General features: G+C 68.5%; 19 protein-coding genes. 6 read left to right on the top strand and 13 right to left on the bottom strand.

Annotation, left to right across the window (positions count from 1 at the left end):
• Positions 1 to 130: 130 nt before the first annotated feature.
• The 3 genes from AC07F3_RS21365 to AC07F3_RS21375 all read right to left on the bottom strand — a co-directional run bounded on the left by AC07F3_RS21365 (position 131) and on the right by AC07F3_RS21375 (position 1,698).
• Positions 131 to 520, bottom strand: a complete 390-nt coding sequence (locus AC07F3_RS21365; protein WP_479116046.1) for a DUF6113 family protein — start codon at positions 518 to 520, stop codon at positions 131 to 133.
• A gap of 10 nt (positions 521 to 530) precedes the next feature.
• Positions 531 to 1,421 (bottom strand): N-acetyl-1-D-myo-inositol-2-amino-2-deoxy-alpha-D-glucopyranoside deacetylase, encoded by an 891-nt coding sequence (mshB, locus tag AC07F3_RS21370; RefSeq protein WP_479116047.1) that lies wholly within the window; start codon positions 1,419 to 1,421, stop codon positions 531 to 533.
• 82 nt (positions 1,422 to 1,503) lie between these two features.
• Positions 1,504 to 1,698, bottom strand: a complete 195-nt coding sequence (locus tag AC07F3_RS21375; protein WP_053729969.1) for a DUF2304 family protein — start codon at positions 1,696 to 1,698, stop codon at positions 1,504 to 1,506.
• 191 nt (positions 1,699 to 1,889) lie between these two features.
• Here AC07F3_RS21375 and AC07F3_RS21380 point away from each other — a divergent pair, with 191 nt between their 5' ends.
• The 6 genes from AC07F3_RS21380 to AC07F3_RS21405 all read left to right on the top strand — a co-directional run bounded on the left by AC07F3_RS21380 (position 1,890) and on the right by AC07F3_RS21405 (position 10,572).
• Positions 1,890 to 4,061, top strand: coding sequence for a S9 family peptidase (locus tag AC07F3_RS21380; RefSeq protein ID WP_479116048.1), 2,172 nt, complete (start codon positions 1,890 to 1,892; stop codon positions 4,059 to 4,061).
• A 362-nt stretch (positions 4,062 to 4,423) separates the two neighbouring features.
• A complete protein-coding gene (locus AC07F3_RS21385) occupies positions 4,424 to 5,461 on the top strand; it encodes an ABC transporter permease (RefSeq protein WP_479116049.1) in 1,038 nt (345 codons plus the stop codon).
• Between the two features lie 29 nt (positions 5,462 to 5,490).
• Complete coding sequence (locus tag AC07F3_RS21390) at positions 5,491 to 7,272, top strand: ABC transporter substrate-binding protein (RefSeq protein ID WP_479116050.1); 1,782 nt, start codon at positions 5,491 to 5,493, stop codon at positions 7,270 to 7,272.
• A gap of 69 nt (positions 7,273 to 7,341) precedes the next feature.
• Positions 7,342 to 8,319, top strand: coding sequence for an ABC transporter permease (locus tag AC07F3_RS21395; protein ID WP_479116051.1), 978 nt, complete (start codon positions 7,342 to 7,344; stop codon positions 8,317 to 8,319).
• A 28-nt stretch (positions 8,320 to 8,347) separates the two neighbouring features.
• Positions 8,348 to 9,415 (top strand): ABC transporter ATP-binding protein, encoded by a 1,068-nt coding sequence (locus tag AC07F3_RS21400; protein WP_388976634.1) that lies wholly within the window; start codon positions 8,348 to 8,350, stop codon positions 9,413 to 9,415.
• Between the two features lie 20 nt (positions 9,416 to 9,435).
• A complete protein-coding gene (locus AC07F3_RS21405) occupies positions 9,436 to 10,572 on the top strand; it encodes an ABC transporter ATP-binding protein (protein WP_479116052.1) in 1,137 nt (378 codons plus the stop codon).
• 160 nt (positions 10,573 to 10,732) lie between these two features.
• Here AC07F3_RS21405 and AC07F3_RS21410 read toward each other — a convergent pair whose 3' ends face one another.
• The 10 genes from AC07F3_RS21410 to AC07F3_RS21455 form a co-directional block, all read right to left on the bottom strand.
• Positions 10,733 to 11,764, bottom strand: coding sequence for an ABC transporter ATP-binding protein (locus AC07F3_RS21410; RefSeq protein ID WP_479116053.1), 1,032 nt, complete (start codon positions 11,762 to 11,764; stop codon positions 10,733 to 10,735).
• Positions 11,757 to 12,731, bottom strand: coding sequence for an ABC transporter ATP-binding protein (locus tag AC07F3_RS21415; RefSeq protein WP_479116054.1), 975 nt, complete (start codon positions 12,729 to 12,731; stop codon positions 11,757 to 11,759). Before AC07F3_RS21415 ends, AC07F3_RS21410 begins: the two co-directional genes overlap by 8 nt.
• Positions 12,732 to 12,744: 13 nt before the next feature.
• Positions 12,745 to 13,719, bottom strand: coding sequence for an ABC transporter permease (locus AC07F3_RS21420; RefSeq protein ID WP_479116055.1), 975 nt, complete (start codon positions 13,717 to 13,719; stop codon positions 12,745 to 12,747).
• The gene (locus AC07F3_RS21425; RefSeq protein WP_479116056.1) at positions 13,712 to 14,635 is read right to left on the bottom strand and encodes an ABC transporter permease; all 924 of its coding nucleotides are present in this window, start codon (positions 14,633 to 14,635) and stop codon (positions 13,712 to 13,714) included. The genes AC07F3_RS21420 and AC07F3_RS21425 overlap by 8 nt, the downstream gene beginning before the upstream one ends.
• Before the next feature lie 74 nt (positions 14,636 to 14,709).
• Positions 14,710 to 16,338: a peptide ABC transporter substrate-binding protein gene (locus AC07F3_RS21430; RefSeq protein WP_479116057.1), complete on the bottom strand. Its 1,629-nt coding sequence runs from the start codon at positions 16,336 to 16,338 to the stop codon at positions 14,710 to 14,712.
• 162 nt (positions 16,339 to 16,500) lie between these two features.
• A complete protein-coding gene (locus tag AC07F3_RS21435; RefSeq protein ID WP_479116058.1) occupies positions 16,501 to 17,649 on the bottom strand; it encodes an ABC transporter ATP-binding protein in 1,149 nt (382 codons plus the stop codon).
• Positions 17,642 to 18,700, bottom strand: coding sequence for an ABC transporter ATP-binding protein (locus AC07F3_RS21440; RefSeq protein WP_479116059.1), 1,059 nt, complete (start codon positions 18,698 to 18,700; stop codon positions 17,642 to 17,644). The genes AC07F3_RS21435 and AC07F3_RS21440 overlap by 8 nt, the downstream gene beginning before the upstream one ends.
• A gap of 11 nt (positions 18,701 to 18,711) precedes the next feature.
• Positions 18,712 to 19,647 (bottom strand): ABC transporter permease, encoded by a 936-nt coding sequence (locus AC07F3_RS21445; RefSeq protein ID WP_479116060.1) that lies wholly within the window; start codon positions 19,645 to 19,647, stop codon positions 18,712 to 18,714.
• Complete coding sequence (locus tag AC07F3_RS21450) at positions 19,640 to 20,566, bottom strand: ABC transporter permease (protein ID WP_479116061.1); 927 nt, start codon at positions 20,564 to 20,566, stop codon at positions 19,640 to 19,642. The genes AC07F3_RS21445 and AC07F3_RS21450 overlap by 8 nt, the downstream gene beginning before the upstream one ends.
• Before the next feature lie 135 nt (positions 20,567 to 20,701).
• Complete coding sequence (locus tag AC07F3_RS21455; protein WP_479116062.1) at positions 20,702 to 22,339, bottom strand: peptide ABC transporter substrate-binding protein; 1,638 nt, start codon at positions 22,337 to 22,339, stop codon at positions 20,702 to 20,704.
• Positions 22,340 to 22,534 lie beyond the last annotated feature (195 nt).

Below are 22,534 nucleotides of genomic sequence, written 5' to 3' on the forward strand. Positions count from 1 at the left end.
GTTCTTGTGGTCCCTCTGTACGGGCGGCTCGGCGGCGCGCACCACCATACTGGCCGCCGTCGTTCCGTACGGGGCGGGCCGGAGAAGGCGCGCCCCGTCCCCCACTACTGCGTCGTCGCGCCCGAGCACGTCACTTGCCAAGTCGGGCGGACGGACCGCCGGGTGGGGCGAATCCACCGATCGTGGCGCAGATCACAGCGGCGACCATGCCGCCGAGCAGGAAGACGTAGGACCCCATTCCTGCGCCGAACACGAAGTCGCCCTCGGGGCGCGAGGTGGTCAGCAGGATGACGGCGACCAGCCAGCCGGCCGCGGGCGCCCCCACCCCGCCCCGGCCGCCCGCCAGTTGCGCACCGACGGAGAAGAGCCCGGCCGCGCCCGCGAGGGAGAGCACGAGGCCGCCCGGGAACCAGGCCGCCTGCACCAGGGCCCCGGCCACGCCGACGAGCGCGCCGACCACGACGAGCAGCAGGTACAGCCCGATGCGGGTGGCGGTCCCGCCCGTGGGTGCGTCATCCATGGACGTACGACTACTCACTTGCCACACCTTCAAACAGGTCGTGCTCGCGCTGCCCGGTCGAAACCCCCGGGACACCCGTCGCCAACTGGTAGTACTCGGTGGTGAAGATCGGCTGGGCCAGGTCGTTGGAGAGGGCGAAGCAGGGCCCCTTGACGGCGATCTGGGTCTCGTGGGCGCGCATCGCGGCGCTTTTCGCGGCCGCGTAGGAGCTGCCGTCGATCTCGGCCGTGATGTCCCGCTCGTCCACGACGCCCGGTACGTCGTCGATAGCCGCGATGCCGGGGAAGTCCGGCTCGGCGGCGCGCAGCTCGGCGAAGGCGCGCTCGACGACCGGCCGGGGCACGCGGTTCCAGTACGTCTTCGCGATGGCGTGCGGCTCGCCCAGGTCGGGGCGGTAGCCGGGCTCGGCCGCGAGTTCGGCGGCACGGGTGGCGACCCGGTGGGCCTGGATGTGGTCGGGGTGGCCGTAGCCGCCGTCGGGGTCGTAGGTGACCAGGACCTGCGGGCGCAGCGAACGGATCACCTCTACGAGGTACGCCGCCGCCTCGTCCACGTCGGTGTTCCAGAAGGCGCCCGGCCGGTGGTTCTGCTCGACGCCCATCATCCCGGAGTCGCGGAAGCGGCCCGGGCCGCCGAGGAAGCGGTGGTCGGTGACGCCCAGTTCCTTCATCGCGGCGGCGAGTTCGCCGATCCGGTGGGCGCCGAGGCCGCCCTCCCGGTCGGGCGCGAGGTGGGCGAGACCGGGCGGGATGACCTCGCCCTCCTCGCCGAGCGTGCAGGTCACCAGGGCGACGTGCGCGCCTTCGGCGGCGTACTTGGCCATGGTGGCGCCGTTGTTGATCGACTCGTCGTCCGGGTGCGCGTGCACCAGGAGAAGACGGCGGGCGGGGAGTTCCGACATGGGCCCCAGCCTACGAGGCCGGGGCCGGACCGCGCCGCCGGAGCCGGGCGCCACCGGGTCGGGGACGGGCCATGGGCGCCCCCTAGAACTTGATCCCGCCGATCATCCCGGCCACGTTGCTGGTGACTTGGCTGATGGTGGGGGCGATGGAGGAACTCGCCAGATAGAAGCCGAGCAGCATGCAGACCGCCGCGTGTCCGGCCTTCAGCCCGGATTTCCGGACCAGCAGGAAGACGACGATCGCCAGCAGCACCACCGCCGAAATCGAGAGTGCCACGGCGGTTCACCTCCATCTGTTCCGGTGGTCGGACGGACCCAGCAGTGCGCATACAGCCAGCAGGTTCATACCCACCGAGCGCTACGGATCATAACTATCCGTGGGACCGCATTGATCGGGGCACGGGCGCACAAGGGGCGCACGCGGCTCGCGCCCGGGCGGTGCGCGCCGAGGGCGACTAGGTTCCCCTCATGACGACCACCGCATCCAGGCACCCAGAGGACCCCGGACAGCTCTCGTTCCCCCGGCACTCAGCACGCACCCAGCGCTTCACCCTCGGTGCGCCCCGCGCCTTCACCGTGTCGCCCGACGGCGAGCGGATCGTCTTCCTGCGCTCGCCCTCGGGCACCGAACGCAGCAACCGGCTCTGGGTACTCGACCTGGTGCGCGGTGGTACGGAGCGGATCGCGGCGGACCCCGGCGCACTGCTGGGCGGCCAGGACGAGCGGCTCTCCGCCCAGGAGCGGGCACGGCGCGAGCGCAGCAGGGAGGGTTCGGCCGGAATCGTCGGCTATGCCACCGACGCGGCCGTCGAACTCGCCGCCTTCGCCCTCTCCGGACGGCTGTTCACCGCGGAGCTGCGGGCCGGGACGGCCCGCGAACTGCCCGTGCCGGGGCCCGTGCTCGACCCGCGCCCCTCCCCCGACGGGCGCCACGTGGCCTATGTGGCGCGGGGCGCGCTGCGGGTCGTGGGGGCCGAGGGCGAGGGCGACCGGGCGCTGGCCGAGCCGGAGTCGCCCGAAGTGACGTACGGGCTGGCCGAGTTCATCGCCGCCGAGGAGATGTCCCGCTCGCGCGGCCACTGGTGGAGCCCCGACTCGGACCGGCTGCTGGTCGCCCGCGCGGACGACGCCCCGGTGCGGCGCTGGTGGATCGCCGACCCGGCCCATCCCGAGCAGCGGCCCGCCGAGGTCGCCTACCCGGCCGCGGGGACGCCCAACGCGGAGGTGCGGCTCTTCCTGTACGCCCTCGACGGGACCCGCACCGAGGTGGTCTGGGACCGGGCCCGCCACCCCTATCTCGCCCGGGTCCACTGGTCCTCGGACGGGGCGCCGCTGCTGCTCGTCCAGTCCCGGGACCAGCGCACCCAGCTCCACCTCGCCGTGGACCTCGCGTCCGGCGCGACGCGCACCGTGCACGTCGACGAGGACGCCGACTGGCTCGAACTCCTGCCGGGCGTCCCGGCCTGGGCACCCGACGGCCGCCTGGTGCGGATCGCCGACGAGGGCGGGGCCCGGGTCCTGGCCGTGGGCGACCGGACGCTGACCGGACCGCAGGTGCACGTCAGGGCGGTGCTCGACATCGGCGGGAGCGACGTACTGATCTCCGCGTCGGCGGGCGCCGAGGCCGCCCCGGCCGGGTCCGGTGCTCCCGGGATCGGCGACATCCATGTGTACCGGGTCAACGAGCTGGGTACGGAACGCGTCTCGGACGGCGCGGGAGTCCACTCGGCCGTGCGCCGCGGGGAGATCACGGTCCTCAGCTCCACCCGGCCCGACCGGCCCGGCACGGCCGTCAGGGTGCTGCGGGACGGCAAGGAACTGGCCAAGATCGCGTCTTACGCCGCCACACCGGGCCTCTCGGTGCGGCTCCGGCTGACCGAAGGGGGCGCACGGCGGATCCCGTGCGCCGTGCTGCTCCCCACCGGCCACCGCGAGGCGGACGGGCCGCTGCCCGTACTCATGGATCCGTACGGCGGGCCGCACGGACAGCGGGTGCTGGCCGCGCACAATGCGCACCTCACCTCACAGTGGTTCGCCGACCAGGGCTTCGCGGTGGTCGTCGCCGACGGCCGGGGCACCCCGGGCCGCTCCCCGGGCTGGGAGAAGTCGGTCAGGGACGACTTCACGCTCGCCCTGGACGACCAGATCGAGGCGCTGCACGGCCTCGCGGGGGCCTACCCGCTGGACCTCGGCCGGGTGGCGATGCGGGGCTGGTCCTTCGGCGGCTACCTGTCCGCCCTCGCCGTGCTGCGCCGCCCCGACGTGTTCCACGCGGGCATCGCGGGAGCGCCGGTGACGGACTGGGAGCTGTACGACACGCACTACACGGAGCGGTACCTGGGACTCCCCGCCGAGAACGCCGACGCCTACGCGGCCAACTCCCTCGTCCACGACGGGCAGTTGGTCGGGCAGGCGGATCCGGCCCGCCCCCTGATGGTCATCCACGGCATGGCGGACGACAACGTGGTGGTGGCCCACTCCCTGCGGCTGTCCTCCGCGCTCCTGGCCGCGGGGCACCCCCATGAGGTGCTCCCGCTCACGGGCGTGACGCACATGACCCCGCAGGAGCAGGTCGCCGAGAACCTGCTGCTGCTCCAAGTCGACTTCCTGCGCCGCTCGTTGGGCCTCGCGCCGAGCTAGTCCGAGCCGGTCCACGCCGGCGGACGGTCGGACGGGTCGCCTCAGGCGACCCGTCCGACCCACGGCACCCGCACGGCCGTACGGTGCTCACCGTGCCATGTCCGTATATCGGCGTGGGGTCCCCCAAGTTGCCTCCGTGTTACGGAAGTTGATGGACATTTAGCGCCAGATTCCGGATATGACGGAAGCCTGTCAAGCACGCGTCCGCACCAAAGAATGAAATCTTGGGCCAAGATACGCGCCGACTTCGCCCCGGCCCGCACAAAACCCTTGACGCGTGTCGCCGCACGGATGAATCTTCCGGTCAACAAATGACGCCACTCGGCGCTGCTGAATCCTTCCGGTGCGGGGGGCAATGCGAAATGACGAGTTCCACAAGAGCTGCCATGGAGCCAACCGATCCACTTCCCGAAGAGGGCGACGCGCCCGACTCGGCGGGCGGCATCGAAGCAAAGACGGGTGAACTTGTCGGGCGCTCTCCCGGGCGGCTCGCCTGGATCCGTTTCAAACGCGACAAGGTCGGAATCCTGTGTGCCTTTACGGTTCTCGGATTCATCCTGGTCGCGCTGGCCGCTCCACTCATCTCCAAGCTCTACGGCAAAGATCCTTACCAGCTGTACGGGCAGGACCGCGGGCTGCTGAACAGTTACGGCATTCCGCTCAAACCCAACGGCGGGATCGACGGCGACTTCTGGTTCGGCCTGGAGCCGAGGCTGGGCCGCGACGTGTTCACGCTGCTGATCTACGGCATCCGCACGTCGCTGCTCATCGCCCTCGCGGTCACCGTGGTCGCGGTGGTCATCGGGGTCCTCATCGGGCTGGTCCAGGGGTACCTGGGCGGCCGCGCCGACTACTTCCTCGGCCGCTTCTCGGACCTGATGCTGTCGTTCCCGCAGCAGTTGTTCTTCATCGCCTTCACTCCGGTGATCGTGGCCCTGTTCGTCTCCCCCACCGAGGAGGAGCCGACCTACGTCCGGGTGGTGGCACTGATCCTGGTGCAGCTGATCCTCGGCTGGATGACGATCGGCCGGCTGATCCGCGCCCAGGTCCTCTCGCTGCGCGAACGCGAGTTCATCGAGGCGGCCCGGCTCAGCGGCGCCTCGGGCTGGCGGATCATCCGCAAGGAGCTGCTGCCCAACATCTGGTCGACGGTGCTGGTGCAGGCCACGCTGCTGCTCCCGGTCAACGTCACCGCCGAGGCGGGCCTCTCCTACCTCGGCGTCGGGGTCCACAGCCCCACTCCCGACTGGGGCCTGCTCTTCCAGTCCGGAGCCACGTACTACGACTCCGATCTCACCTTCATGTTCTTCCCCGGCATCGCGATGGTCGTCTTCGTCGTCGCGTTCAACCTGCTCGGGGATTCGGTCCGGGACGCGCTCGACCCCAAGACCGTCCGCTGAAGTCCGATCATCCTGACAGGCAGGAATCCATGAGAATAAACAAGGCGCGCCAGGCCTCCGCGGTGCTGGCGGTCGGGGCACTGGCGCTGACGGCCGCGTGCAGCAGCGGCGGTGCCGGCGACGGCGGCAAGAGCACCGGTCCGGGCAAACAGGCCGAGGTCCAGAACTTCGGCGTGGGCACCAAGGCCGACTCCACCGGCCCGGCCGTCGCGGTCGACGGCGCCAAGTCGGGCGGCACGGCCTACAGCCTCGACCAGGCGGGCTTCGACTACCTCGACCCGGGCCAGCAGTACGTGAGCGACCAGCTCTCGGTGCAGCTGCTCTACAACCGCTCCCTGACCGGCTACAAGATCGACCCGAAGACCGGTAAGACGGTCGTGGTCGGCGACCTCGCGACCGACACCGGCACCCCCTCGGACGGCTCGAAGACCTGGACGTACACCCTGAAGGACGGGGTCAAGTTCGAGGACGGGACACCGGTCACCACGAAGGACATCAAGTACGGCATCGAGCGGCTCTTCGCCGACTACCAGACGCAGGGACCGCAGTACGTCCAGAAGTGGATCTACGGGCCCGACTACCGCAAGAAGTACGCAGGCCCCTACGACGGCAAGGAGATCCCGGACTCGCTGATCTCCACGCCCGACGCCAAGACGATCGTCTTCCACTTCCTCCAGCCGCACGCGGACACCCCCTACGCCATGGCGATGCCCAACATCTCGCCGGTCCCCAAGGCCAAGGACGACAAGCAGAAGTACAACAACCACCCGGTCTCCACCGGCCCGTACAAGATCGCCGACTACAAGCCGGGCAAGTCGCTGTCCTTCGTGCGCAACACCAACTGGGACCCGAAGACCGACCCGATCCGCAACGCCTACCCGGACAAGTGGGAGTTCCAGCTCGGCATCCAGGAGCCCGGGCTCACCAACCGGCTCGCCGCGGACACCGGCACCGACAAGTACGCCATCGACATGTCGCAGTCCGCCGACCCGTCGAAGATGCAGACGCTGACCGGCGACCCGCAGTACAAGAGCCGGACGGTGAACGAGTACCAGCCCTACGTCGAGGCGTTCAACCTCAACACCAAGCGGATCACCAACCCGAAGGTCCGCCAGGCGCTTCAGTACGCCTTCCCGCTCCAGCAGGTCCAGCAGGCCATGGGCGGCGGCGCGCAGGGCGACATCGGCACCTCGCTGCTCAGCCCGACGGTGTCCGGCTACAAGAAGTTCGACCCGTTCGGCAAGCTCGCCAAGCCCATGGGCGACCCCGATAAGTCCCTCCAGATCCTGAAGGACGCGGGAGTCGCCACCCCGTACAAGATCTCGCTGGCCTACGCGAACACCCCCAAGTGGGACAACGTGACGCTGACCATCCAGAAGGCGCTGGAGAAGGCCGGCTTCAAGGTGGACCGCAAGGCCGTCGACCCGACCTCGTACTACACGGTGGTCGGCAAGCTGGACACCCCGTACGACATGTACCGCACCGGCTGGGGTGCCGACTGGCCCAACGGTTCCACGGTCGTCCCGCCCACCATGGACGGGCGCAACCTCGCGGACGGCACCAACAACTACCCGTTCCTGAACGACCCGAAGGTCAACTCCGAGATCGACCGGATCAGCATGATCACCGACCTGCCCAAGCAGGCCGCCGAGTGGGAGAACCTCTCCGAATACGTGCTCCAGACCGACTCGGCGCAGATTCCGTTCCTCTTCGACAAGTACTTCAACGTGTACGGTTCCGGCCTCGGCGGCGTGACCTACAACCAGGTCTACGGAACGATCAACCCGAACACGATCTTCGTGAAGCAATAGCACCTGCGGCTCGGGGTTCCCGGCCCGGTCCGGGCCGGGAACCCCGCATAGCGACGGAAGAGTCAGCCGATGTTCCGTTTCCTTGTGCGCCGCGTGCTCGGTGCCATGGTCATCCTGGTTCTGATCAGCATGATCACCTATTTCCTCTTCTTCTTCCTGCCCTCCGACCCGGCCCTGCTTTCCTGCGGAAAGCAGTGTGACGCGCAGAACGTGGCCCTGATCCGCAAGAACCTCGGGCTCGACCTGCCGATCTGGACCCAGTACTGGCATTACATGGTGGGCATATTCGCCGGCCGCCACATGCCCATCGGCGACTGCCCGGCCCCCTGCTTCGGCTACTCCTTCGCCAACCAGCAGCCCGTCTGGGGCACGATCTCCGACAGCTACCCGACGACGCTGACGCTGGCCGTCGGCGGCGCGGCGGTCTTCCTCACCGTCGGCGTCTCGCTCGGCCTCGTCTCGGCCTGGCGGCAGGGCACGGTCTTCGACCGGATCGCCAGCTCCGCCTCGCTGCTCGGGCAGTCGGTGCAGATCTACTTCATCGGGCCGCTCGCGATCCTGCTCTTCTCCACCAAGCTGGGCTGGCTGGACCGCGGCCACGACGTGGACTGGAAGCACGACGCCCTGGGCTCGATCTCCGGGATGATCCTGCCGTGTCTGGTCCTCTCGGTGATCTTCTGGTCCAACTACAGCCGCCAGACACGGTCGTTGATGGTCGAGCAGCTCTCGGAGGACCACATCAGGGCGGCCCGCGCCAAGGGCATGTCGTCCCGGTACGTCTTCCTGCGGTACGCCCTGCGCGGCGCCATGGCCACCATCATCACCATCTTCGGCGTGGACCTGAGCGCGGTGCTCGGCGGCGCGATCATCACCGAGGTCACCTTCGGCCTGCACGGCCTCGGACTGCTCTCGGTGGAGGCCGTGCTCCGCAGCGACCTGCCCCTGGAGATGGCGGTCATGCTCATCGGCGCCACCCTCATCGTCGTCTCCAACATCGTCGTCGACCTCGCGTACGCCTTCATCGACCCCCGGATCAGGCTCAGTTGAGGCCCGTAGACCTCCAGGAGAACCGCCCGTGTCCACGTTGAGCCAGACCGCGGCCGAGCCGGCCGCACAACCGGCCTCCGCCTTCCTCTCGGTCCGGGACCTGTACGTCCACTTCGCCACCGAGGACGGCACCGTCAAGGCCGTCGACGGCCTCTCCTTCGATCTGGAGCGCGGCTCCACGCTCGGCATCGTCGGCGAGTCGGGCTCCGGCAAGTCGGTGACCAACCTCGCGGTCCTGGGGCTGCACAACCCGCGCAACACCACGATCCGGGGCGAGATCCTGCTCGACGGGCAGGAGCTGACCGGCGCCACCGAGCGGCAGCTGAACCGGCTGCGCGGCAAGAAGATGGCGATGATCTTCCAGGACTCGCTGGCCGCGCTCTCGCCCTTCTACACGGTGGGCCGGCAGATCGCCGAGCCCTTCATGAAGCACACCGGCGCCTCCCGCCGCGAGGCGCGGTCGCGGGCCGTGGACATGCTGCGCAAGGTCGGCATCCCGCAGCCCGAGCTGCGGGTCGACGACTACCCGCACCAGTTCTCCGGCGGCATGCGCCAGCGCGCGATGATCGCGATGGCACTGGTCTGCGACCCTGAACTGGTGATCGCGGACGAGCCCACCACCGCGCTCGACGTGACGGTCCAGGCGCAGATCCTCGACCTGCTCAAGGACCTCCAGCAGGAGACCGGGGCGGCGATCATCATCATCACCCACGACCTGGGGGTGATCGCCAAGACCGCCGACGACGTGATGGTGATGTACGCGGGCCGCTGCGTGGAGCGCGGCACCGTCAAGGACGTCATGCACCGGCCCCAACACCCCTACAGCTGGGGCCTCATCAGCTCCATCCCGCGCCTGGACTCCTCGGTGGAGACCCCGCTGGTGCCGATCCCCGGCACCCCGCCGAGCCTGCTCTCGCCACCGCCGGGCTGCCCCTTCCACCCCCGGTGCGGCTTCAGCGACCAGGTCGCGGGCGGAGCCTGCCACACCGTCCGCCCCGAACTCCCCGAACACCAACGGCGGGGCGCCGCCTGCCACTTGACGGACGAGCAGAAGGAATCCGTCTTCACCGAGCAGATCCGCCCCCGGCTGCGTTGAGAAGGATGCGGGACATCGCCATGAGTGAGAAAGCCACCAGCGTCGCCCCGGCCGGGGACACCGTGCCCGCGCCCCGGCCCGCCGCCGCGTCGCCGCTGCTCGAAGTGGCCGGTCTGGTCAAGCACTTCCCGATCAACATGGGGTTCCTCCTCAAGCGGCACGTCGGCGACGTGCGCGCGGTGGACGGCATCGACTTCGGCATCGGCCGGGGCGAGACCCTCGGCCTGGTCGGCGAGTCCGGCTGCGGCAAGTCGACCACCGGGCGCCTGGTCACCCGGCTCCTCGAACCCACCGCCGGGCGGATCACCTACGCCGGCCAGGACATCACGCACGCCAATCGCCGCGCGCTCGCACCGATCAGGTCCGAGATCCAGATGATCTTCCAGGACCCGTACGCCTCGCTCAATCCGCGCCAGACGGTCGGCAACATCATCGCCAACCCGATGGTGGTCAACGGCATCAAACCGCCCGGCGGCATCGAGCGGCGGGTCCGCGAGCTCCTGGAGACCGTCGGCCTGAACCCCGAGCACTACAACCGCTTCCCGCACGAGTTCTCCGGCGGCCAGCGCCAACGCATCGGCGTTGCACGGGCGTTGGGCATGGGACCCAAGCTGATCGTGGCCGACGAGCCGGTCTCCGCGCTGGACGTGTCGATCCAGGCGCAGGTGGTCAACCTGCTCCAGGACCTCCAGCGGGAGCTCGACATCGCCTTCCTGTTCATCGCGCACGACCTGGCGATCGTGCGGCACTTCTCGCAGCGGGTCGCGGTCATGTACCTGGGCCGGATCGTGGAGGTCGGCGACCGCGAGTCGATCTACCGGCGCCCGCGCCACCCGTACACCCACGCCTTGCTCTCGGCCGTGCCCGAGGCCGTGGTGGAGGAGGAGGGCGAGGGACGCGAGCGCATCCGGCTCGCCGGGGACGTGCCCTCGCCCGTGAACCCGCCGTCGGGCTGCCGCTTCCGCACCCGGTGCTGGAAGGCGCAGGACAAGTGCGCCAGTGAGACGCCGCCACTGGTGCGGATCGAGGGAAACCGGGAGGGGCACCTGACCGCGTGCCACTTCCCCGAGGAACCGACGATCACGGCGCGGGACGAGGACGTCGTCCTCGACCCCGCTCTCGCCGCGATCGAGGAGGCGACGGACACCACCCGTTGACCCGAGTTCGATGCCTCCACTCGGAGCCGGGTCCCGCGCCCGCACACCCCGTGTTCACCACCGCGGGCGCGGGCCTTGGCGTACAGCCCACCACCACGCCCCCAAGGGGCGCGGGGAACTGCGCGATCAGCCCCCACCGGCCCGCGGCCGAAGCGCGACCTCACCCCGCCGGTGGCACGACCCGCTTCTCCTCCGCGAAGTGGCAGGCGGAGGGGTGGTGCGCCGGACCCTCCACGTGCCGGAACTCGGCCGGCACGGCCAGCAGCGGCACCTCCTGCGCACACCGCTCCCGCGCCTTCCAGCAGCGGGTGCGGAAGCGGCAGCCGGACGGCGGGTTCGCGGGCGAGGGCACATCGCCGGTGAGGATGATCCGCTCGCGGTGCTCGCGCGCGGAGGGGTCGGGCACCGGCACCGCGGAGAGCAGCGCCTGGGTGTAGGGGTGGGTGGGGTGGTCGTAGATCTGCTCGTCGCGGCCGATCTCGACGATCCGGCCCAGGTACATCACGCCGACCCGGTCGGAGATGTGCCGCACGATCGACAGGTCGTGCGCGATGAACACGTACGAGAGGGAGAACTCGCTCTGGAGGCGGTCCAGCAGGTTGACGACCTGGGCCTGGACCGACACGTCGAGCGCGGAGACCGGTTCGTCCGCGACGATGATCTCCGGCCGGAGCGCCAACCCCCGTGCGATGCCGATGCGTTGACGCTGGCCGCCGCTGAACTGGTGGGGGTAGCGGTTGATGTACTCCGGGTTGAGGCCGACCACGTCGAGCAGGTCCTGGACCTTCTTGCGGCGGTCCCCCTTGGGGGCGACCTCGGGATGGATCTCGTAGGGCTCCCCGATGATGTCGCCGACCGTCATGCGCGGGTTCAGCGAGGTGTACGGGTCCTGGAACACCATCTGGATGTTGCGGCGCACCGCCTTGAGGGCGCGGCCCGACATCCGGGTGAGGTCCTCGCCCTTGTACTTGATCTGCCCGGCCGTCGGGCGCTCCAGGTTGACCAGCATCTTGGCGACCGTCGACTTGCCGCAGCCGGACTCGCCGACGATGCCGAGCGTCTCGCCGGCCGCGAGGTCGAAGGAGACCCCGTCGACGGCCTTCACCGCGCCGACCTGCTTCTTGAAGAGGATGCCCTGGGTCAGCGGGTAGTGCTTGACCAGCTCCCTGACCTCCAGAATGGCCTCAGCCATCGAGGGTCTCCTTCCAGAAGAAGCACGCGCTCTGCCGGTCGGCGGCCACCTCGAACAGCGGCGGTACCTCGGTGCGGCAGATGTCCTGGGCCATCGGGCAGCGCGGGTTGAAGGCGCAGCCGGGCGGGATGTGCATCAGGTTGGGCGGCAGTCCCTTGATCGCGTACAGCTCCCGGCCCTTCTGGTCCAGGCGCGGGATCGATTCGAGCAGGCCCTTGGTGTACGGGTGCGCGGGCTTGCGGTAGATCTCGTGCACCGGGGCCTGCTCGACGATGCGGCCCGCGTACATCACCGCGATCTTGTCCGCGACGTCGGCCACGACGCCCAGGTCGTGGGTGATCAGGATCAGACCCATGTTGAGCTCGCGCCGCAACTCGGCCAGCAGGTCCATGACCTGGGCCTGGACGGTCACGTCGAGGGCGGTGGTCGGCTCGTCGGCGATGATGAGGGAGGGTTCGAGGGCCATCGCCATCGCGATCATGATGCGCTGGCGCATGCCGCCGGAGAACTGGTGCGGGTACTGGCCGACCCGCTCCTTGGCGGCCGGGATGCGCACCCGGTCCATGAGCTCGACGGCCCTGGCCCGGCCGTCCTTGCGCGACATGCCGCGGTGGACGGTGAACATCTCCGAGAGCTGGTCGCCGACGCTCAGCACCGGGTTCAGCGAGGACAGCGCGTCCTGGAAGATCATGGCCATCTCGGAGCCGCGGACCTTGCGGCGCTCGTCCTCCTTGAGCTTCAGGAGGTCCTGCCCCTTGAAGAGGATCTCGCCGCCCGCGATCCGCCCGGGCGGCATGTCGAGGATGCCCATCACGGCCTGCGCGGTGACGGACTTGCCGGAGCCGGACTCGCCGAGCACGGCCAGGGTCTCGCCCGCCCCGACCGAGTAGTTGACCCCGTTGACGGCCTTGGCGACCCCGTCCCGCGTTGTGAACTCCACCTGGAGATCGCGCACTTCGAGCAGCATGGCGTCCAACTCCTCAGCGCAGCTTGGGGTCGAGGGCGTCGCGCACCGCGTCGCCGAGCATGATGAACGCGAGCACCGTGATCGCGAGGGCCCCGGCCGGCCAGAGCAGCATGTGCGGGGCGTTGCGGATGTACTGGGAGGCGGCCGAGATGTCGATGCCCCAGGACACGGTTGGCGGCTTGAGGCCGACGCCGAGGTAGGACAGCGTCGCCTCCAGGGCGATGTAGGTGCCGAGCGCGATGGTCGCCACGACGATGACGGGGGCGACCGCGTTGGGCGCGATGTGGCGCAGCAGCATGCGGGAGTTGGAGGCGCCGAGCGCCCGCGCGGCCTGCACGTAGTCGTTCTGCTTGGCGGTGATGACCGAGCCGCGCGCGATGCGGGCGATCTGGGGCCAGCCGAGCAGGATCATGAAGCCGATGACCGGCCAGACGGTGGAGGAGGTGACCACCGACAGGAAGACCAGGCCGCCGAGGACGACCGGGATGCCGAAGAAGATGTCGGTGACGCGGGAGAGCAGTGCGTCCCAGCCGCCGCCGAAGAACCCGGCGAGCCCGCCGACGAACGAGCCGAACAGGGCGACGCCGACGGTGGTGCACACGCCGACGGTGACCGAGGTGCGGGCCCCGTAGACGGTCCGCGTGTAGACGTCGCAGCCCTGCCCGTTGTAGCCGAAGGGGTGGCCGGGCTGGGAGCCCTCCTGCGCCTTGGCGAGGTCGCACTGGAGGGGGTTGCCGTCGGCGATCAGGGAGGGCCAGAGCGAGATGACGACCAGGAAGAGGATGACGAGCCCCGAGATGATGAAGACGGGATTGCGCCGCAGGTCGCGCCAGGCGTCGGACCAGAGTGAGCGGGCCTTCTCGGTGGGGCCGGTGCCCTGCGGGCCGCCCGGAGTCCGCTCCAGGGTGGTCGCCTCGCTCGTGGCGAGGTCCATCGCGCCGCCGGCTCCCGTTCCGGCGATGGCTCCGTCGTCGTAGGGCTCAGGCATAGCGGATCCTCGGGTCGAGTACGGCGTACAGGAGGTCGACGATGAGGTTGGCGACCAGGAAGACCAGGACCAGCACGGTCACGAAGCCGACCACGGTCTGGGTGCTCTGGCGAAGGATGCCCTGGTAGAGCTGGTAGCCGACGCCGTGGATGTTGAAGATCCGCTCGGTCACGATCGCGCCGCCCATCAGGGCGCCGACGTCGGTGCCGATGAAGGTGACGACCGGGATCAGCGAGTTGCGCAGCAGGTGCTTGGTGATCACCCGGCGTCTGGGCAGTCCCTTGGCGACGGCGGTGCGCACGTAGTCGGCGCGCGCGTTCTCGGCGATCGAGGTGCGGGTGAGCCGGGTGACGTACGCCAGTGACACGGACGCCAGGACCAGGCCGGGGATGAGGAGTTCGTTGAACGGGGCCTCGGGCGAGACGGTGGGTCTGATGACTCCCCATTCGACGCCGAGCAGCAGTTGGAGCAGCAGGCCCGTGACGAAGACGGGGATGGCGATGACGACGAGGGTCAGCATCAGCACGACCGTGTCGACGGGCCGCCCGCGGCGCAGCCCGGTGACCACGCCCAGGCTGATGCCGATGACGATCTCGAAGAGGATCGCCACGATGGTCAGCCGGATGGTGACGGGGAAGGCGGCGGACATCAGCTCGGTGACCTTCTGCCCGTTGAACGCGGTCCCGAAGTCGCCGGTGAACACGTTCCCCATGTAGGTGAGGTATTGCTGCCAGACGGGCTTGTCGAGGCCGAACTCCCGCTTGAGCTGGGCGGCGGTGGCGGGGTCGCACGCCTTGTCGCCGCAGAGCCCGGCGATCGGGTCGCCCATCACGTTCACCATGAGGAAGATCAGCAGCGTGGCCCCGAAGAAGACCGGGATCATCTGGAGCAGACGCCGGATCACATACCGTCCCATGAGGCCCTCCGCGGGTCGTCGGAACTCAGCTGGGCGGCGGCCCGGCGCCGGTGCCGGGCCGCCGCCCTACGGCGTCAGCTGACCTTGATCTGGTCGTAGACGGGGACGCTGAAGGGGTTCAGCGAGACGTTGGAGACGCGGGTCGAGTGGCCGGCGCTGCCGTTCTGGTACCAGAGCGGAATGGCCGCCATCTGGTCCCGTACGACCCCTTCGGCCTGCTGGAAGTCGGCGACCGCCTTGGCCTTGTCGGTCTCGGCGTTGGCCTGGTCGACGAGCTTGTCGAAGTCGGCGTTGGTCCACTTGCCGTCGTTGGAGGAGGCGCCGGTGTAGTACAGCGGCTGGAGGAAGTTCTGGATCAGCGGGTAGTCCATCTGCCAGCCCGCCCGGAAGGGGCCGCTCATTTTGGACTGGGTGATCTGGCTGCGGAAGTCGGCGAAGGTGCCGACGGGTCCGCCGACGCACGCCCTGTCGTTGCCGAGCGCGTTGTTGATGCTGTTGCAGACCGCGTCGACCCACTCCTTGTGCGAGCCGGTGTCGGCGTTGTACGAGATCTTCAGCTGCCCGCCGGGGATGCCGCCGCCCTCGGTGATGAGCTTCTTGGCCTCGGCCGGGTTGTAGGAGCAGCCGTCGCCGCACAGCCCGGCCTTGTAGCCGCCCGTGGCGCCGAGGACCGGGGAGGTCCAGTCGGTGGCGGGGGTGCGGGTCTTCTGGAAGATGGTCTCGGTGATCTGCTGCCGGTTGATCGCCATGGAGATGCCCTTGCGCACCTTGGCCGCGTTCGGGGTGTTCCAGGCGGCGTCGTAGTACGGGAAGGCGAGCGTCTGGATGATGCCGGCCGGGGTGTTGATGTACCGGTCGCCGAGGTCGGCCTTGACGTTCTTGAGCTGGGAGGCGGGCACGTCGTCGACGAGGTCGAGGTTGCCGGCCGTCAGGTCGGTGTAGGCGGTGTTGTTGTCGGTGTAGACCTTGAGGTCGATCCCGCCGTTCTGCGCCTTGTCGGGGCCCATGTACCCGGCCCACTTGCGCATCGACAGCTTGGAGCCCTTGGTGTACGAGTCCACCGTGTACGGCCCGTTGCCGACGGGCTTGGACAGCCAGGCCGCGTGGTTGTCGAAGAAGGCCCTCGGCAGCGGGGCGAACGCGGGGTAGCCGAGGGTGTCGGGCCAGGTGGAGAACTTCTGGTTGAGCTTGACCGTGAAGGTCTTGTCGTCGACGACCTTGAGACCGGACATGGTGTCGGCGGACGGGGTGCCGCTCTTGGGGTGGATCTGGTCGTAGCCGTCGATGTAGGCGAACATCGAGGCGTTCTTCTGGTTGTTCTTCAGGTTCGCGCCGTAGTTCCAGGCGTCCACGAAGGACTTGGCGGTGACCTTCTCGCCGTTGGAGAACGTCCAGCCGTCCTTGAGAGTGACCTTGAAGTTCTCCGAGTCCGACGTCTCGATCCTGTCGGCGAGCATGTCCTTGGCCTCGCCGGTCTTCGGGTCGTACCGCTTGAGGCCGCGCATCAGCATGTCGAGGACCTTGCCGCCCTGGACCTCGTTGGTGTTGGCGGGCTCCAGCGGGTTCTGCGGGTCGCCCCAGGAGGAGCTGACGATCCCTTCGGCGCCACCGCCGCCACTGCTTCCCCCTCCACCGCAGGCCGTGGCCGCCAGGGCGACGACCACCGCAGCTGCGGCCCACTTGGCGTGCGTGGCTCCGCGCATGGAGTCCTCCTAGGGTTCCGCTTGAGTCCCAAGTCTCACTTAGGCCCAAATATCACCCCAGAAGCGGACAGAGCGCACGTTGACCGGCGCCGTACGGGCGCACCAACGGGTGGGCCCGCGGTTCCTGACCGGAACCGCGGGCCCACCCGTTGGTGCTGGTCGTCAGGCCGCGCCGACGACGTCCTTCTCCTCGGCGAAGTGGCACGCCGACTCGTGCGCCACCGGGCTGTCCAGGCCCTGGAAGCGCTCCGGGATCGCGAGCAGCGGGAGCTCGGTCGCGCAGCGGTCCTCCGCCTTCCAGCACCGGGTGCGGAAGCGGCAGCCCGACGGCGGGTTCGCGGGCGAGGGGACGTCACCGGTGAGGATGATCCGCTCGCGGTGCTCGCGCGCGTCGGGGTCGGGGACCGGAACGGCCGACAGCAGCGCCTGGGTGTAAGGGTGCGTCGGGTGCTCGTAGATCTGCTGGTCGGTGCCGATCTCGGCCATCTTGCCGAGGTACATCACGCCGACCCGGTCGGAGATGTGCCGCACGATCGACAGGTCGTGCGCGATGAACACGTACGACAGGTTGAACTCGTTCTGCAGCTTCTCCATCAGGTTGATCACCTGGGCCTGGACGGACACGTCCAGGGCGGAGACCGGCTCGTCGCAGATGATGATCTCGGGGTTCAGCGCGAGGCCACGGGCGATGCCGATGCGCTGGCGCTGACCGCCGGAGAACTGGTGCGGGTACCGGTTGATGTACTCCGGGTTGAGACCCACGACGTCCAGGAGCTCCTGGACCTTGCGCCGCCGGTCGCCCTTCGGTGCCACCTCGGGGTGGATGTCGAAGGGCTCCCCGATGATGTCGCCGACCGTCATGCGCGGGTTCAGCGAGGTGTACGGGTCCTGGAACACCATCTGGATGTTGCGGCGGACCGCCTTCAGCGCGCGCCCGGACAGCTTGGTGATGTCCTGGCCCTTGTAGAAGACCTCGCCGGCGGTCGCCCGCTCCAGCGTCATCAGGAGCTTGGCGACGGTGGACTTGCCACAGCCGGACTCGCCCACGATGCCGAGCGTCTCGCCCTGGTACAGGTCGAAGGAGATCCCGTCGACGGCCTTGACCGCGCCGACGTGCTTCTTGAACAGGATGCCGCTGGTCAGCGGGAAGTGCTTGACCAGATTGCGGACCTGGAGGATCGGCTCGCCCCGGTCGACCGGAGCGTCGAGGATCGCCTCGACCTCGCTGGTCGTGGAGGCGTCCACCGTGACGACGTCGGTGACGTTGGGGGTGGCGTCCACGGCCTCGTCCTTCTTGTCGAGCTCAGCCATGGATCGTCTCCTTCCAGAAGTGGCAGGCGCTGCCGCGGCCGACCAGATCGGTGCCGTCCTGCCCGGTCACCGGCAGCAGGGCCGGGACCTCCTCGCGGCAGATGTCCTGCGCCTGCGGGCAGCGCGGGTTGAAGGCGCAACCGGTCGGGATCTTCAGGAGGTTGGGCGGCAGCCCCTTGATCGCGTACAGCTCCTGGCCCTTCTGGTCCAGGCGCGGGATCGAGGCGAGCAGTCCCTTGGTGTACGGGTGCGCGGGGCGCTTGTAGATCTCGTGCACCGGGGCCTGCTCGACGATGCGGCCCGCGTACATCACCGCGATCTTGTCCGCGACGTCGGCGACCACGCCGAGGTCGTGGGTGATCAGGATCAGGCCCATGTTGTACTCGCGCTGCAACTCCGCGAGCAGATCCATGACCTGGGCCTGGACGGTCACGTCGAGCGCGGTGGTCGGCTCGTCCGCGATGATCAGGTCCGGCTCCAGGGCGAGCGCCATGGCGATCATGATGCGCTGGCGCATGCCGCCGGAGAACTGGTGGGGGTAGTCGGTGACCCGGGCCTTGGCGGCCGGGATCTTGACCTTGTCCATCAGCTCGATGGCCTTGAGCTTGGCGTCCTTGCGGGACAGCCCCTGGTGCACCTGGAACATCTCGCCGAGCTGGTAGCCGACGTTCAGCACCGGGTTGAGCGCGGAGAGCGCGTCCTGGAAGATCATCGCGATCTTCTGGCCACGGATCTTGCGGCGCTCCTCGTTGGACATCTTGAGCATGTCCTGGCCGTGGAAGAGGATCTCGCCCTGCGGGATCTTCCCCGGCGGCATGTCGAGGATGCCCATGATCGCCTGGGCGGTCACGGACTTGCCCGAGCCGGACTCGCCGAGCACGGCGAGCGTCTCGCCCGCGTTCACCGAGTAGTTGACACCGTTGACCGCCTTGGCCACACCCTCTCGGGTGTGGAACTCCACGTGCAGGTCACGGACTTCGAGCAGCGCTGCGGCCTCGTCCCCGTTGGGACGCTGGGCCGGAACGTTGAGGGTCTTGTCGATAGTGGTCACGTACGCCCTCCTCAGCGCAGCTTGGGGTCGAGGGCGTCGCGCACCGCGTCGCCGAGCATGATGAACGCGAGGACGGTGAGGCTCAGCATGCCCGCGGGGAAGAACAGTGCGTGCGGGGCCGTGCGGATCACGCGCTGGGCCGACGAGATGTCGATGCCCCAGCTGATCGTCGGGTCCTGCAGACCGATGCCGAGGTAGCTCAGCGTCGCCTCGGCGCCGATGTAGCCGCCGAGCGCGATCGTGGCGACCACGATCACCGGGGCGACCGCGTTCGGCAGGATGTGCCGGAGCATGATCCGGAAGGTGCCGGCACCGAGCGCACGGGCCGCGGTGACGTAGTCGGCGGCCTTCGCGGTGATGACGGCGCCGCGCATGACACGGGTCATCTGCGTCCAGCCGAGCACCGCGAGGGCGAACACCACGGTCCACACGGTGCGGTTGGTGAACGCGTTGAGGATCACCAGCGCACCGAGCAGCAGCGGGATGCCGAAGAAGATGTCGGTGATGCGCGAGAGCACCGTGTCGACCCAGCCGCCGAAGTAACCGGCGATCATGCCGGTGATGCCACCGATGATGGTGACCGCTGCGGTCACGCAGATGCCGACGATGATCGAGGCCCGGGCGCCGTAGAGCGTACGGGCGTAGATGCTGCGGCCCTGGCCGTCGTACCCGAACCAGTCGGCCTGGAACAGGTGGCCCCAGTTCGGCGTGGTCAGGTAGTGGTTGCGCAGGTCACCGGCGCGCGGGTCCACCGAGGTGAACAGGCTCGGCGCGATGGAGATCGCGATGAGCAGCACGATGAGCAGCGCGGAGAGGATGAAGACCGGGCGGCGGCGCAGGTCGCCCCACGCGTCCGACCAGAGGCTGCGCGGCTTGTCGACCTGGTCGGCCGGGGCGTTTACGGCCGCCGTTCCGGGGACCGAGGTCTTCTCGATGGTGTCAGGCATACCGGATCCTCGGGTCCAGGACCGCGTAGAGCAGGTCGACGATCAGGCTGGAGAGGAGGTAGACGACGACCAGGACGGTCACGAAACCGACCACCGTCGCACCTTCCTTGCCGTTGATGGCGCGGTAGAGCGCGTTTCCGACACCCTGCACGTTGAAGATTCCCTCGGTGACGATCGCGCCGCCCATCAGGGCGCCGAGGTCGGTTCCGAGGAAGGTCACCACCGGGATCAGCGAGTTGCGCAGCAGGTGGCGGGTGATGATGCGGCTCTTGGGCAGACCCTTGGCGACGGCGGTGCGGATGTAGTCCGCGCGCAGGTTCTCGACGATCGAGGTGCGCGAGAGCCGGGCCACGTAGGCGAGCGAGAGCGAACCGAGCACGATCGCCGGCAGCATCAACTGGCTCAGGTCCATGGAGTCCTGGACGGTCGGCTTGACCCATCCGAGGCCGTCCGCGAAGACCGCCTGGAAGACGTAGGCCAGGACGAAGATCGGCACGGAGATCACCAGCAGGGTGATGACCAGGACGAGCTTGTCCATGAGCTTGTTGCGGCGCAGGCCGGACAGCACGCCGAGCAGCACGCCGAGAATGACCTCGATGCTGAACGCCATGAGCGAGAGCCGGACGGTGACCGGCAGGGCCTCACTCATCACGTCGGTGACCTTGCGGCCCGACATCGTCATGCCGAAGTCGAAGTGGGCCAGGTTGGAGAGGTAGTCCCAGTACTGCTTCCACAGCGGCTGGTCCAGGCCCAGTTGGTGCTTGATGGCGGCGAGCTGGGCGGGGTCTGCCGCTTTGTCGCCCCACATGGCTCTGACGGGGTCGCCCGGCAGGGCGTACACCATCAGGAAGATGAGCAGGGTCGTCCCGAGGAATACCGGGATCATCTGGAGCAGTCGCCTCGCGACATAACGCCCCATGGTGCCTCCATAGATGGGGTCGGCGCGACGGCGGCCGGACCGCTCCCCCCGAGGTTGGGGGGAGCGTCCGGCCGCGTCTTCACTGTGCCTGCCCCGCGATTGCGGAGCTTGGGGGTGGGCCGGATGCCGACCTGGTTACTTCTTCTTGACCTCGACCTGGGTGAACACCGGGTCGCCGAAGGAGTCGTACTTGACGTTCTGGACGTTGTTCGACCAGCCCGCGTTGGTCTTGTAGTACCAGAGCGGGATGGACGGCATGTCCTTGGCCAGCACGCCCTCGGCCTGCTGGTACAGCGCCACGGTCTGGTCGACGTTGGTCGCCTTGTCGGCGTCCTTCGAGAACTTGTCGAACTCCGGGCTGGAGTACAGCGAGTCGTTCGCCGAGGCGCCCGTCCCGTAGATGTCGCGCAGGAAGTTGGCGTTCAGCGGGTAGTCCTGCTGCCACGCCGACCGCATGATGCTGGTGACCTTGTGACCGTCGATCAGGTCACGGGCGGTCTTGAAGTCGGGCTTCGGGTCGCCGGTGCACTCGATGCCGGTGGCCTGGCGGATGGAGTTGCAGACCGCGTCCACCCACTCCTTGTGACCGCCGTCGGCGTTGTAGAGGATGGTGACCTTGTTGTTGGGAACGCCACCGCCCGCGGCGATGAGCTCCTTGGCCTTGGCCGGGTTGTACGTGCAGGCGTCGCCACAGGCGCCCTGCTTGTAGCCGGCGACACCCGGGGCGACCCAGCTGTCGGCGGGCTGACGCGAACCCTGGAGCACCGTCTTGGTGATGGTGTCGCGGTCGATCGCCATGGAGAGACCCTGGCGGACCTTGGCCTTCTCCGGGGCCTTCCAGCCGGCGTCGTACATGGCGAAGGCGATGGAGGTGATGCCACCCATCGGCTGGTCCACGGCGCGGTTGCCGAGGTCCGCCTTGTACTTCGGGAGGTCGGTCGGGTCGACCTGGTCGAGCACGTCCAGGGTGTCCGAGGTGAGCTCCTTGTAGGCAGCCTCGGCCTGGGTGTAGTTCTTGAAGACGATGCCGCCGTTCTTCGGCTTGTCGTCGCCCTTGTAGCCGGCGTACGCCTTCAGCGTGACGGCCTTGTTGTGCTCCCAGCTGACGAACTGGTAAGGGCCGTTGCCGATCGGGGACTCGCCGTACTTCTTCGGGTCGGTGAAGAAGGCCTTCGGCAGCGGCGAGAAGGCCGTGTAGCCGAGCTTGTACGGGAAGTAGGAGACCGGTGCGACCAGGTCGATCTGGATCGTCTTGTCGTCGATCGCCTTCAGACCGGACATCTTGTCGGTCGTCGGGTCGCCCTTGCCCTTCTCGGGGTGGACGTCGGTGTAACCGGCGATGTCCGAGAACCAGTTGGAGTTGACCTGGTTGTTCTTGGTGTTGGCCGACCAGTTCCACGAGTCCACGAAGGACGAGGCGGTCACCGGGGTGCCGTCGTGGAAGGTCCAGCCGGACTTGATGGTGATCTTGTAGTGCTGGGAGTCAGTGGTCTCGATCTTCTCGGCCATCTGGTTCCGCAGCTTGCCCGTCGTCGGGTCGTAGTCCGTCAGCCCGCGGAACAGGTTCTTGACGATACGGCCGCCGCCGACCTCCATCGCGTTGGCCGGCTGCAACGGGTGCTGCGGCTCGCTGCTCTGGTAGCTGTAGACGCCCTGGGCGTCCACCGCGGCCTTCGCATCGGAGCCGGAGCCGCTGCCGCCGCCGCAAGCGGTGGCGCCCAGGGCGATGATTGCCGCTCCCGCGACCCACTTGGCGCTCGTAGCACCACGCATGGGTTTCCTCCTCATGAGTCCACTTGTCACTACAAGAGGGGTACTTCTACGCGCGCTGACACCCCTGACAGCGCTGTGACGTCAAGTACCCCGAGTGTGCTCGTGAGTCGGCACTCCCCACAGTGCGTGACCCATTGACCCGAGCTCAATGGAGCCAACTATTAAGTACGGCCGGGCTGTAAACCACACTTAAAG

The organism is Streptomyces sp. NPDC045846 (assembly GCF_056431605.1).